Origin of the sequence: Thioalkalivibrio sp. ALE14 (assembly GCF_000376845.1) — a bacterium.
Classification (GTDB): Bacteria; Pseudomonadota; Gammaproteobacteria; order Ectothiorhodospirales; family Ectothiorhodospiraceae; genus Thioalkalivibrio.
In genome coordinates, this window is the sequence record NZ_AQXY01000026.1 from 181,135 (window position 1) to 193,434 (window position 12,300).

The 12,300-nt window shown below is 67.2% G+C and carries 10 protein-coding genes and 1 pseudogene; 4 read left to right on the forward strand and 7 right to left on the reverse strand.

Annotated features, from left to right (window positions below):
- Positions 1 to 21: 21 nt before the first annotated feature.
- From F572_RS0106735 to F572_RS0106765, 7 genes and pseudogenes are all read right to left on the reverse strand, one after another.
- Complete coding sequence (locus F572_RS0106735) at positions 22 to 576, reverse strand: TlpA disulfide reductase family protein (protein ID WP_017940996.1); 555 nt, start codon at positions 574 to 576, stop codon at positions 22 to 24.
- Complete coding sequence (locus tag F572_RS0106740; protein ID WP_017940995.1) at positions 573 to 1,148, reverse strand: hypothetical protein; 576 nt, start codon at positions 1,146 to 1,148, stop codon at positions 573 to 575. Before F572_RS0106740 ends, F572_RS0106735 begins: the two co-directional genes overlap by 4 nt.
- 37 nt (positions 1,149 to 1,185) lie before the next feature.
- Positions 1,186 to 1,650 (reverse strand): DUF302 domain-containing protein, encoded by a 465-nt coding sequence (locus F572_RS0106745; protein ID WP_017940994.1) that lies wholly within the window; start codon positions 1,648 to 1,650, stop codon positions 1,186 to 1,188.
- Between the two features lie 28 nt (positions 1,651 to 1,678).
- A pseudogene (locus tag F572_RS0106750) lies at positions 1,679 to 2,044 on the reverse strand (group 1 truncated hemoglobin).
- A gap of 24 nt (positions 2,045 to 2,068) precedes the next feature.
- A complete protein-coding gene (locus tag F572_RS0106755) occupies positions 2,069 to 3,157 on the reverse strand; it encodes a class I SAM-dependent methyltransferase (RefSeq protein WP_017940992.1) in 1,089 nt (362 codons plus the stop codon).
- A gap of 115 nt (positions 3,158 to 3,272) precedes the next feature.
- Positions 3,273 to 4,193: an AraC family transcriptional regulator gene (locus F572_RS0106760; RefSeq protein WP_017940991.1), complete on the reverse strand. Its 921-nt coding sequence runs from the start codon at positions 4,191 to 4,193 to the stop codon at positions 3,273 to 3,275.
- Positions 4,194 to 4,244: 51 nt separating this feature from the next.
- Positions 4,245 to 4,643, reverse strand: a complete 399-nt coding sequence (locus F572_RS0106765) for a hypothetical protein (RefSeq protein ID WP_017940990.1) — start codon at positions 4,641 to 4,643, stop codon at positions 4,245 to 4,247.
- A gap of 171 nt (positions 4,644 to 4,814) precedes the next feature.
- On the opposite strand from F572_RS0106765, the gene gshA reads away from it, so the two are divergent.
- The 4 genes from gshA to F572_RS0106785 all read left to right on the forward strand — a co-directional run bounded on the left by gshA (position 4,815) and on the right by F572_RS0106785 (position 11,913).
- Positions 4,815 to 6,401 carry a glutamate--cysteine ligase gene (gene gshA, locus F572_RS0106770; protein WP_017940989.1) on the forward strand — a complete coding sequence of 529 codons (1,587 nt, stop codon included), beginning with the start codon at positions 4,815 to 4,817 and terminating at the stop codon, positions 6,399 to 6,401.
- A gap of 142 nt (positions 6,402 to 6,543) precedes the next feature.
- The gene (locus F572_RS0106775) at positions 6,544 to 7,560 is read left to right on the forward strand and encodes a glutathione S-transferase family protein (RefSeq protein WP_017940988.1); all 1,017 of its coding nucleotides are present in this window, start codon (positions 6,544 to 6,546) and stop codon (positions 7,558 to 7,560) included.
- Between the two features lie 97 nt (positions 7,561 to 7,657).
- Positions 7,658 to 8,758 (forward strand): efflux RND transporter periplasmic adaptor subunit, encoded by a 1,101-nt coding sequence (locus F572_RS0106780; RefSeq protein ID WP_017940987.1) that lies wholly within the window; start codon positions 7,658 to 7,660, stop codon positions 8,756 to 8,758.
- Positions 8,755 to 11,913, forward strand: a complete 3,159-nt coding sequence (locus F572_RS0106785) for an efflux RND transporter permease subunit (protein ID WP_017940986.1) — start codon at positions 8,755 to 8,757, stop codon at positions 11,911 to 11,913. The genes F572_RS0106780 and F572_RS0106785 overlap by 4 nt, the downstream gene beginning before the upstream one ends.
- The last annotated feature ends 387 nt before the right edge of the window (positions 11,914 to 12,300 follow it).

Sequence of the window (12,300 nt, forward strand, 5' to 3'; positions counted from 1 at the left end):
CGTATCCCGCCCGGTGCCGCCTTATTCGGTCGGAGAGGCCCCGGAGGCTTGGACCTGTTGCAGCTCGCGCAGGCGTGCGGTAATGCCGGGATGGTCGAATTCGCGTGCGCCGATGGCGCGGTAGGCGATGCGGCCCTCGGGATCGATGATGAACGTGGTGGGGATGCCGCGCACCGGCCAGGTATCGATCGCGCTGGCCGTGCGGTCCAGCAGCAGGGGAAAGTCCACCGGGTAGTCGGCGGTGAAGAAGAAGATGCGATCGGCGTCTTCGCCGACGTTCACCCCGAGTACCACCAGCCCGTCGGGGCCCAGTCCCTCCCATAGTCGCTGCAGGGAGGGCAGTTCGTCCCGGCACGGCGGGCACCAGGTCGCCCAGAAGTTCACGACCACGACGCGACCGCGGTAGTCGCGCAGGTCGTGTGCATGACCGTCGAGGTCCTCGAGTGTCAGGGGTGGTGCGTCCGGGCGTGGCTCGATCGCGGTGAGGGACTCGGCCGTGGCCGGGACGGCCGTGGCGGCCAGGGTCACCAGGATCACCAGGATCAGGAGGGTCGCGAGCTTTGGCATGGCGATCATCCTCCCGCCTCGCCGGCGCAGCGCAGGTCGGGCAGCCGTGCCTCGTGGAGCGCCCCGGCCGCGCGCCAGCGCAGGGTCAGATCAAAGGGCGTGCCCGGCGGATGGTCGAACAGGATCATGCCCATCAGCCAGTCGCCGGGTTCGAAACGGTGTTCGCCGGGGAACAGGGCCCAGCGAAAGGCGATGCGGGCGGCTTCGGGGGCCTGCCGTCGGGCCCAGGTTGCCTCCCAGTCCCGGTTCGGGCGCGGGCGGATGAGCCCCTCCGGCCCCTGGCTGCTCCAGTCGTGGAGATTGACCTCGATGGGGGTGTGTGGGCGGTTGTTGCGCAGGATCGCCTGGAAGACGCAGTGCGCCGCAATGAGATCGGCATGTTCGGTCTCGAAGCCGCGTCCCAGGAAGAACGCGCGGGTTTGATCGGGCAGCAGCTGCGCAAGCTCCAGCGAGACGCCATCGCCCTGCCACGTCCAGGTGATCAGGCCGCTGGTGGCGTCCGTGCGAGCCTGCAGGGTTTCCGTGGCGCTGGCCGACGCCATGGGCGTGGCCAGCGCCAGCAGGGCCAGGACGCGGATCAAGGTCTCGCGGGCAACCGACCCTCTGGGACAGGGTCGCCTACGGACCGCCGAGCGCATGATCCAGCAGCGCCTCGAAGGCCGGTTCGGCGTTTTCCGCCGCGCGCTCCAGGCTCGGGTGCGGCTGCAGCGTGGTCATGAACTTCGGGTGCAGCATGGACAGCTTGGTGTTGCCGTTCTCCTCGTACAGGCCGATCTGGCCGCAGGGCATCATCGCGCCGACATGCAGGCCGGCATCGAGGATGTCCGGCCCCAGCGGCAGATAACAGACCTTCAGGGCGGTGATGTCCCCGCCGGCCAGGCCGAACTCGGCCAGGAAGACCCAGTCCTCCTCGTTCTCCGCGTACTCACGAATGGCCTGGGCGAGGTCTTCGCGGGACTGTTCACAGTCGCGGATGATGAAGTGATCGTCGGATTCGGATGCCACCAGCGGGGCGGTCAGGGCCAGCGCCACGGCGGCGGTGACAGTCAGCGCCAGCGTCTTGAGCGGATGTCGAGTGTTCATGGTCGATTCCTCCTGTGGATGTGGGGAGTCAGACGCGCACGATTTCGGGCTTCAGTGACCAGGAGACCATCAATAGCGCTTCCTTTTCGCGCTGACCGACCCCGTGTTCGTCCAGGGCCTAGACGATGTCGTCGAGTACCGCGACGAATTCCTCCTCGCTGATGTTCATGCCGCGATGGGTGGTGAGCATGTCGCGCCCGCTGTACGCCTGCGGACCGCCGGTCCCGTTGCAGATGAACTCCGTGACGAGCCGGATCACGTTGTCGCGATCACTGTCGACGTAGCGATTGCGGATCGCCGCGTTCTGTGTGTGCAAGGGAAACACTGATTCATATACGCGTTCGCGGATACGCGGCTCGCCGCCCAGGCGTTCGTAGAGATTGGGTTCCGTCATGATGCGGTCCTCCTTTCGTGTTCGTTATCGGGTGGCCACGTACCAGTTGTTCTGCGGGTCGTGCGCCAGCTGATGGACGCGGATGTCGTGGAATCCAGCACGCTCCAGGTATTCGCGGGCGCGGGGTTCGCCCCGCATCGCACCCAGGCCGGGCCCGCCCTGCGCGAGCGATACCGGCATGCAGTGCATGCAGGACACGGTGTAGAGAAAGGGCCCGATCGGGTGGTCGAGATCGCCGTGGATGTGCCCGGATCCGCGGATATCCTGCATCAGGTAAATCCCTTCGGGCACGAGTGTCCGGTGGATGCCCTGCAGCACTGCAAGGGGATCGGCCTGGTCATGGATGGCGTCGAAGGTGGTGATCAGTTCATATGCCTGTGCCTCGACGTGACGATCCAGTGCGGCCGCATCCGCCTCGACGAAGTCGATGTTGGTCAGCCTGTCCGCCTTTGCCTCGGCGCGGGCGTACTCGATGGCCTGCGTTGAGAGATCCACTCCAGTGAAGTGGCTGCGTGGATAGAGCGTCGCCAGGCGATGGATGATGCGCCCGCGGCCGCAGCCGACATCCAGCACCCGGATCCCGCGCTCGAGGTGGTCGGTCAGGCCCGGCACCAGGGGCAGGACATCACTCTCCAGCGAGGAGAGGACAGACTGGCCACTGTCCTCGGCCATGACCTCGTGGAACCGCGCGTAGTGTGCGTAGGGCACGCCGGCGCCGGTACTGAACGCCGCGACAATCCGATCCTCCACGGCGCCCAGCACGGCAATGTACTGGGCAAACACGGCCAGGTTGTCGGCCTGCGCCGCGCGGGTCAGGCAGGCGGCGTGCGCCGGCGGCAGGACAAAGCGCGGGCCGTCCGGCTCCACCGTAACGATGCCTGCCGTCGCCATGGCGCCGAGCCATTCGCGCACATAGCGCTTGTCGAGGTCCGCGGCCGCGGCGATCGCGTTGGAGGTGGACGGGGCGCGCCCGCGCATGACGTCGAACAGCCCGGTGCGGTGGCCGACCGAGAGCATCAGGCACAGCGCGCCATGGTTGAGTATATCGACCAGGTGATTGCCAAAGGCCTCTACGGTCTCGTGGGGCAGATGGCTTTCCGGGACAGACGACATACGCTCGCTCTCCGCGATGGTGCCGTGGCGCTGGCTTTCGTCTAAAGCCTAGGTCGCGCGGAGACGTGGCGCGGTCACGGAGTTGCGCCGAATGGTCGAATCTTGCGGGGTTGTGTCAGGGCGTTTCGGTTTCGTCTTTGCGCAGCTTTGACGGGTCCCCGTACAGGCGACGGTAGACCCCGGGTGCCATGCCGAAGGCCTGACGGAAGTGGCGGGCCAGCTGTTGCGGGTTGTAGCCCGTGGCGGTGGCGATCTCGCTGATACTGCGCGTGGACGTGGTCAGCCACTCGCGGGCACGCTCCAGGCGCAGGCGGGTCAGATAGCGGTGGGGCGGCAGGCCGTGGGTATCGCGGAAGGCGTGCGCGAAATGCCAGGGCGAGAGGTCGCACAGGGCGGCCAGTTCGGCCAGGCGGACGGGTTGGTCGAGGTGGGCCTGCATGTAGTCGATCACCTGCACAGAATGATGCGGTGCCAGGCCGCCCCGGCAGTGGTCGGCCGGGGCGGCCTGGCTGGCCAGCCGGGCCAGGCGTGCCAGCAGGGCCGCCATCATGCTGTCCACAAACAGGCGCGCGGCGGGGTCGTCGCGGCCCATCTCCAGCCACAGGAGATCCAGGCCCTGGGCGATCAGCGGGTCGCTGTGGTGGCGCGTGTGGACGGGGCCGAAGTCCAGTGGGTCGTCCGCGGGGCGTTCCAGACAGCTCCGGGCGAGGCCCGCGGGGATCCCGATAAAGCGCAGGCGGGCCGGCTGGGTTACGCGGCACCAGGGCGTGGCGCCCGGGGCGACGGCCACGAAATCCCGCGTTCGGGTGTGCCCGGAGAAACGCCCGGCACCGAGGTCGCAGACGTAGCGAAACGGCCCACCGGCCGACTGGCTCAGGATCAGGTCGTCGGAGGTCGGCGTGAAGAACTCGCCCGGGGGCTGGCGGGACTCCAGTATGGAAACCGCCAGAGATGCGGCCGCGCGCGTCTCGTGCGGGCGCGGTGTTTGTCGTCCGCGGGTGTACAGCTCCAGCATGTTCGGCGATGTGTGCGGCATTTTATCACCCTGCATGTCCTGTATAGGCCATGTCGGTGTCGCCTGCCAGATTCAGCGGTAGACGCGGACCTCCTGCTCCCAGCCGTCCACGCCGCGATTGGCACAGAATGACTGTACGTGGCCGTCGGCGTAGCGGATCTCGACATTGAAGCCGGCACCTGGCACATGGTTCAGCGCAACGCGCCGACGCTCGCCGGGGCCGATCTCGCCCTCGCGGATGCTGGATTCGGACAGGTCGTGCCCGAAATCGAAGTGCACCGCACGGATGGCCACGTCGCTGTCATTGTGTAGCGTGACCATCAGGGCGCCCTCGGCCGGGGGGCGCTCAACGCCCCAGTGCACTGCGGCGGCCCCCAGGGCAAGTCCGAGCACGAACAGCCAGGTGGCGGGCGCGCGGAGGGCGTCCACCAGGATCTCGTCCCAGCTGCGGCGTTGTCGCTCCGATTCCACGGGTCACTCGATGTCACACAGATAAGTAAAAGCTAATATACGAGGACCGGCAGGACAAGGCCCGGACTCCGGGGGATGGACATCCAGCATTGCGTGATCCCGGTGCATGTGACCGCGCGGCCGCATTCGGGTATGTTCGCCGGGTTTTGAATCGAGCAGGACGGCACGCCCGTGGGAACCGACGAACGCAATCTGCAGGGACTGGTCGCGCAGCTGGCGGAGCGCCTGACGGGGACGGGCCTGCACGGACGTATCGGCCTGGAGAAGGAGACCCTGCGCGTGGGGCCGCAAGGCTCCCCGGCGCTGACGCCGCACCCCGCGGCGCTCGGTTCGGCGCTTACCCATCCGAATATCACGACGGACTACTCCGAGGCATTGCTGGAGCTGGTGACCCCGCCGTTCGATGACGTGCGCGAGACGCTGGGCTTTCTGCACGACCTGCAGGCTTTCGCCGCCGCCAATGTCGGCGACGAGACACTCTGGTCCACCTCCATGCCCTGCGTGACCGCTGACGACAACGCGATCCCGGTGGCGCAGTACGGCAACTCCAACGCCGGGCGCATGAAGACCGTCTACCGCATCGGCCTGGGCCATCGCTACGGGCGCAAGATGCAGGTGATCGCCGGGGTGCACTTCAACTACTCCCCGCGCCCGGAGTTCTGGCCGGCCCTCGCTGCCGTGCTGGGCGAGACGGATGGGCGCACCTTCCGCGACGAGCGGATGATGGGGATGATCCGCAATCTGCTGCGCTTCGGCTGGCTGGTTCCGTATCTGTTCGGCGCATCGCCGGCGGTGTGCAACTCCTTCCTCGAGGGGCATGGCGCAGTGCTGGAGGACTTCGACGACGACACCTCCTACCTGCCGCATGCCACCAGCCTGCGCATGGGCGATATCGGCTACACCAACCGCAAGGAGGCGGATACCGGCATCAAGGCGGATTACAACTCGTTGGGCGGCTATGTCGATTCGCTGCGCTGCGCCATCAACACGCCCAGCCCCGAGTGGGAACACATCGGGGTGAAGGTGGATGGCGAATACCGCCAGCTGAACGCCAACATCCTGCAGATCGAGAACGAGTACTACTCGACCGTGCGCCCGAAGCAGCCGCTGGAACGCTTCGAGAAGCCGACCGATGCGCTTGAGGCACGCGGTATCGAGTACGTCGAACTGCGCTCGGTGGACATCAACGCCCAGCACCCCCTGGGGGTGGACGAGACCCAGCTGCGCTTTCTCGAAGTGTTTGCACTGACCTGCCTGTTGCAGCCGAGCCCGTTGCTGGCCGAGGGCGAGCTGGATGCGATCGACCGCAATCTGCTCGACGTCGCGCACTACGGCCGACGCCCGGGGCTGGAGCTCCGCCGGCGGGACGAACACGTGGCGCTACAGGACTGGGCGCGGGAACTGCTGGCGCTCATGCGCCCGGTGGCCGCGATCCTCGACCAGGAACTCCCGGGCGATCCCTATCGACGCGCGCTGAGCGAGCAGTGGGGCAAGGTGGAGCAGGCGGATCTGACCCCTTCGGCGCGGATGCTGGAGGACATGATGGCGCGCGAGGAGGGCTTCTACCGCTACGCCAGCCGGCTGTCGGCCCAGCATCGGGAGGCCTTCCGTTTCAACGGGCCGCTCCCGCGCGCGGAGACGCTGGAGGCGCTGGCGCGCGAGAGCCTGGCCGAACAGGCGGCGATCGAGGCCGCCGACACCCTCGACTTCGACACCTTTCTGGCGCGGTACTTTGACGGCAGCCTGCGCAGCGCCTGATCCCGATCGACCTGTATTCGCTTTTGTCGAATGATAATCCGCATATATCCCGATTTATCTTCGATAAATTCGATGTGATGATGACCTGACAGGCGAAATGCCCGGGCCGTTCCCGGCCCGGCGGCGCATGCGGGAGGAACCCATGAGTCTCTTGATCAACGGCGAGCTGCGCGAGGGCTGGCTGGACGAGGAATCCGACGAGAACGGCGAATTCGTACGTCAGGATCAGCAGTACCGCAACTACGTGACCGCCGATGGCTCCGCCGGTCCGTTGGGCGAGGGGGGGTATCCCGCGGAGTCCGGCCGCTATCACCTGTACGTCTCCTACGCCTGCCCCTGGGCACATCGCGCGCTGATCCTGCGCAAGCTGAAGGGGCTCGAGCCGCACATCGGGCTGTCGGTCGTGCACCACTACATGGGCGATGCCGGCTGGTCCTTCGATGACTGCGACGGCTGCACCGGCGACCGGGTGCACGGCTCTCGCTACATGCACGAGCTCTATACCCGCACCGATCCGGAATACACCGGCATCATCACCGTGCCGGTGCTGTTCGACACCCAAACCGACCGGATCGTGAACAACGAGTCGGAAGACCTGGTGCGCATGTTCAACCGCGCCTTCGACGGCATCACCGGCAATACGCTGGATTTCTATCCGGAGGATCTGCGCGAGGCGATCCATGCGGTCAACGATCGCGTCTACGAGAACGTGAACAACGGTGTCTACCGCTCCGGTTTCGCGACCACGCAGCAGGCCTACGATGCCGCCTGGGACCGCCTGTTCGAGACTCTCGACTGGCTGGAGGCGCGTCTCGCGCGCCAGCCGTTTCTCGTGGGCGACCGGCTCACCGAGGCCGACTGGCGTCTGTTCACCACGCTGGTGCGCTTCGATCCGGTCTACTACAGCCACTTCAAGTGCAACCGCCAGCGCATCATCGACTTCCCGGCCCTGTCGGCGTACCTGCGCATGCTCTACCAGCGCCCGGGCGTGGCCGAGACCGTGCGCATGGATCACATCAAGGCGCACTACTACGGCAGTCATCCCATGCTGAATCCCAGCGGTATCGTGCCGAAGGGTCCGGTGATCGACTACACCCGGCCGCACGGCCGCCCCCTGGGTGACCTGCCGGCCGCGCTGCGGAACGCCGACGAAACGTGAGGGTCGTTACACTGTTGGAACGTTCAACCCTGGCCCGGTCCGGGAGACATTGCAGTGTCTCCCGGACCGGGCCGCATTCGTGTAGGGGAATAGACAAGTGAAGGCGATTGGCGGGTTCCTGGGGCTGGTCCTGGTGGTGGCGGTGGCCGCGGCTGCCTGGTACGCACTCGGCCCCGAGACGGGAGATGACACGACCGGTGATGCCCCCGCCGCCGAACGCGACGACCGCACGCCGGTGCGCGTCAGCGAGGTCGCCCCGCGTACTTTCGAGACTATCGTCGAGTCCCTGGGCACGGTGGAAGCCAACGAGTCCGTAGTGGTGACCGCCAGCGTCACCGAACGCGTGGTCGAGATCCTGTTCGAAGACGGCGACACGGTCGAGGCGGGGGATGTGCTGGTACGCCTCGACGCCGACGAGGAACGCGCGGCCTTGCGCGAGATCCGTGTGCAGGTAGACGAGGCGCGGCGGGAGCTGGAGCGCGTGCGCGATCGCGTGGCCGATGGCGTGGTCACCCAGCAGCAGGTGGACCAACAGCGATCGCGGCTGAACGAGGCCGAGGCCCGCCTGGCGGCCGCCGAGGCCCGGGTGGCCAACCGCGTCATCCGGGCCCCGTTCTCCGGCCGCCTCGGCCTGCGTCAGGTCAGCCCCGGTTCGCTGGTCAGCCCGGGGACCGCGATTGTCGAGCTGGACGACGTCTCGGTAGTGAAGGTCGACTTCGCGGTCCCTGAGCGTCATACCGCGGCCATCCATCTGGGGATGGATGTTCAGGGGCGCAGCGCGAACGGCACGTTCGAGGGGCAGGTCGCGGCCGTCAGCAACCGCCTGGATGTGGCCACCCGTACCCTCACCGTGCGTGCGATGGTCGAGAATCCCGACCTGCTGCTGCGCCCCGGCATGCTGGTGAACATCCGCCTGCCGCTGGACCCGGTGGAGCGCCCGGCCGTCCCCGAGGGCGCCATCCAGCAGGTCGCCGACCAGCACTTCGTGTTCCGGCTGCGCGACGACGGCTCGGTGGAGCGCGTACGCATCCGGATCGGGCGTCGCGACCCGGGCTTCGCCGAGGTGCTGGACGGGCTGGAGCCGGGGGACACCGTGGTCTCCGAGGGCGTCTCGCGGGTGCGTGACGGCCGTGAGGTACGCGTCCTGCCCCCGCGTGCGCCGGAAGGCAATAATGGAGAGGCTGGGGACGGGGCATGATCATCTCCGATGTCGCCAATCGCCGGCCGGTGCTGGCGATTGTCTTCAACCTGCTCCTGATCACCTTCGGCCTGATCGCCTACGACAGCCTGCCCCTGCGCGAATACCCGGACGTGGACCCGCCGGTGGTCACGGTGAGTACCATTTATCCCGGGGCCAGCGGCGAGATTATCGAGCGCGAGGTGACCCAGCGGATCGAGGATCGCATTGCGGGCATAGAAGGGATCCGGTTCATCCAGTCCTCCAGCGAGGACGGCCGCTCGCGCATTACCATCGAATTCAACCTCAGCCGCGACATCGACGCCGCCGCAAATGACGTGCGCGAGGCGGTCAGTCGCGTGCTGGGCGACCTGCCCGACGAGGTCGATCCGCCCGAGGTGACCAAGGCGGATGCCGACGCCAGCCCGATCCTGTGGCTGAACCTCTCCAGCACCACCATGGATGCGCTGGAGCTGGCGGATTACGCCGAGCGCAACCTGATCGACCGGCTTTCGGTGGTGGATGGTGTCGGACTGGTACGCCGGGGCGGCGCGCGCAGTTACGCAATGCGTATCTGGGTCGACCGCGAGGCCCTCGCCGCGCGCGAGCTGACCGTCACCGACATCGCCGACGCTCTGCAGCAGGAGAACGTGGAACTGCCCGCCGGGCGCCTGGACTCCCTGGAACGCGAGTTCACCGTGCGCGTGGAACGCCAGTACCGCACCCCCGAGGACTTCGCCGGCCTGGTGCTCAAACGCGGGGAAGGGGGGCAGCTGGTGCGCCTGGGTGACGTCGCCGAGGTGAACATCGGCGCGGATACCGAGCGCAGCGAGTTCCGCGGCAACGGCGAGGACATGATCGGTCTGGGCATCATCCGCCAGTCCAACGCCAATGTGCTGGAGGTGGCCAATGGCGTGAAGGCGATGGCGGACCGCCTGCAGGACTCCCTGCCGGAGGGCACCTCGCTGGTCACCACCTACGACGAGTCGGTCTTCATCGAGGGGGCGATCCGCGAGGTCTACATCACCCTGGCGGTCGCCACCGCCGCGGTGGTGTTCGTGATCTACCTGTTCCTGGGCAGCTGGCGGGCGACCCTGATCCCGGCGGTGACCGTGCCGGTGGCGATCACCGCGGCCTTCATCGGCATCAGCCTGTTCGGCTTCTCGGTCAATCTGCTGACCCTGCTGGCCCTGGTGCTGGCGGTAGGCCTGGTGGTGGACGACGCGATCGTGATGCTGGAGAACATCCACCGGCGCATCGAACGGGGCGAGCCGGGGCTGCTGGCGGCCTATCGTGGCGCGGGCCAGGTCGGGTTCGCGATCGTCGCGACCACCTCGGTGTTGATCGCCGTGTTCGTGCCCTTGGCCTTCCTCGACGGCACGGTGGGCCAGCTGTTCACCGAGTTCGCAATTGCCATGGCCATCGCGGTGTTCTTCTCCAGCATCGTCGCGCTGACCCTGGCGCCGGTGCTGTCCGGCCGGTTGATGCACAAGGGCGACGACGAGACCGGTGCGGCACGCTACATCGGTCGCGGCTTTGCCGCGCTGGAGGCCGGCTACGGCCGCGTGCTGACGGCCGGGCTCAAGGGCTCGTGGCTGGTGGTGCCCCTTCTTGCGGCCGTGCTGGCCGGCGCCTGGTACCTGTTCGATGAACTGCCCGAGGAGTTCGCGCCGCAGGAGGATCGCGGGTCTTTCTTCGTGCTGGTGGATGGGCCCGAGGGAGCGAACTTCGATTACATGAGCCGGCAGATGGCCGAGGTCGAGGCCCGCATTCAGCCGCTGATCGAGGATGGCCCGATCCGCCGCGCACTGGTGCGCACGCCGCGCGGCTTTGGCGGCTCCGAAGTGATGAACAACGGCTTCGTGATCGCGATCCTGGAGCACTGGGATAACCGCGACCAGTCCGGGCAGGAGGTCATCAACGAGATTCGAGGCATCATTAACGAGATGCCGGGGGTCGAGGCGCGCGTGGTGATGCGCCAGGGTCTGTCCAGTGGCCGTATCGGGCCGCCGGTGCAATTCGTGATCAGGGGGCCGGACTACGACACGCTGGAGGCATGGGGCGAGACCATGCGCGAGGCCGCCGAGGGCATCGACGGCCTGACCCGTGTGGACCTGGATTACGAGCCCACACAGCCGCAGCTCAACGTGCGCCTGGACCGCGACCGGGCGGGCGACCTGGGCGTGTCCATGCGTGATATCGGCCGCACGCTGGACATCGTGCTCGGCGGGCGCGACGTGACCACCTTCGTCGATCGCGGCGAGGAGTACGACGTGATCATCGAGGGACTGTCGGACCAGCGCCGTACACCGGCCGATATCGACAACCTCTACGTGCGCTCCAGCTCGGGTTCCATGGTGCCGCTGTCCAGCCTGGTCACCTACGAGGAGCAGGCCGGCCCCTCCTCGCTGGAACGCTACAACCGCTCGCGAGCGGTGACTCTGACCGCCGGTTTGCGCGACGGCATGACCCTGGGCGAGGCCCTGGACGCGCTGGACGCGAAGGCTGCCGAACTACTGCCGGCCGAGGCGGGGATCGACTACAAGGGCGAATCACTGGACCTGCGCACGGGCTCCGAGGCAATCCTGTTCATCTTCGCGCTCGCCTTGCTGGTGGTGTTCCTGGTGCTGGCGGCGCAGTTCGAGAGCTTCGTCCATCCGTTCGTGATCATGCTGACCGTCCCGCTGGCGGTGGTGGGGGCCCTGATCGGGCTGACCGTCACCGGGCAGACGCTGAATATCTACAGCCAGATCGGGATGGTCATGCTGATCGGCCTGGCGGCAAAGAATGGCATTCTGATCGTGGAGTTTGCCAACCAGCTGCGCGATCGCGGGCGGGATTTCGACGCCGCGATCATCGAGGCCTCGCGCATGCGTCTGCGGCCGGTGCTGATGACGGCGCTGACTACCGTCGCCGGGTCCATCCCGCTGATCCTGGCCTCCGGGCCCGGCGAGGAGACCCGCTTCGTGATCGGTGTGGCGGTGTTTTCCGGTGTGCTGTTTGCCACGCTGTTCACGTTGTTCGTGATTCCGGCGGCCTATCGCCTGGTGGCCCGTGGCACGACGTCGCCGCTGGCGACTACGCGGCGCCTCCACGAGCTGGATGACGCCATCGACGACGTCGACGGCGAACGCCGGGGTGCCCGCGCCGCTACCGCCCCGCGCGCCGAACCCTGATCACTCGGTGCCTGCTGCCTGCCCTGTTGAGGCTGATCCTGGGTCGGCATCCGGTGTTTACGTGCCTCCGGTCCGCCGCCTGCCGTGCGCTGACTCGCCAGCGCGCCGCGAGGTCCTTTCTTGCTTGCCCAAGAAAGGACCCAAAGAAGGGCACCCGGATTTCGCCCGAGAACCTTGCTCCAGGGCCCTCGGGCCGGCGGCGCTGAACTCGCTACGCTGCGCTTCGCTCAGACATCCAGCGCCTTCTCCCGGCCCGAGAACCCTTCCGCAAGGGGCTCCATACGGGAAGAGTAGGTCAAGACAGAAGGTGTTCCCTCCCCCCGGACACAACAATAGGCAATGCCGCCCGAGCACCCTCGGCGCCCGCTCTGCGGGCGCGGCACGCAA

Bases quoted from the DNA above. Each gene is read 5' to 3' on its own strand.
- F572_RS0106785 (WP_017940986.1), top strand. From the start codon at position 8,755: ATGATCATCTCCGATGTCGCCAATCGCCGGCCGGTGCTGGCGATTGTC.
- F572_RS0106775 (WP_017940988.1), top strand. From the start codon at position 6,544: ATGAGTCTCTTGATCAACGGCGAGCTGCGCGAGGGCTGGCTGGACGAG.
- F572_RS0106760 (WP_017940991.1), bottom strand. From the start codon at position 4,193: ATGCCGCACACATCGCCGAACATGCTGGAGCTGTACACCCGCGGACGA.
- F572_RS0106735 (WP_017940996.1), bottom strand. From the start codon at position 576: ATGATCGCCATGCCAAAGCTCGCGACCCTCCTGATCCTGGTGATCCTG.
- F572_RS0106745 (WP_017940994.1), bottom strand. From the start codon at position 1,650: ATGAACACTCGACATCCGCTCAAGACGCTGGCGCTGACTGTCACCGCC.
- F572_RS0106755 (WP_017940992.1), bottom strand. From the start codon at position 3,157: ATGTCGTCTGTCCCGGAAAGCCATCTGCCCCACGAGACCGTAGAGGCC.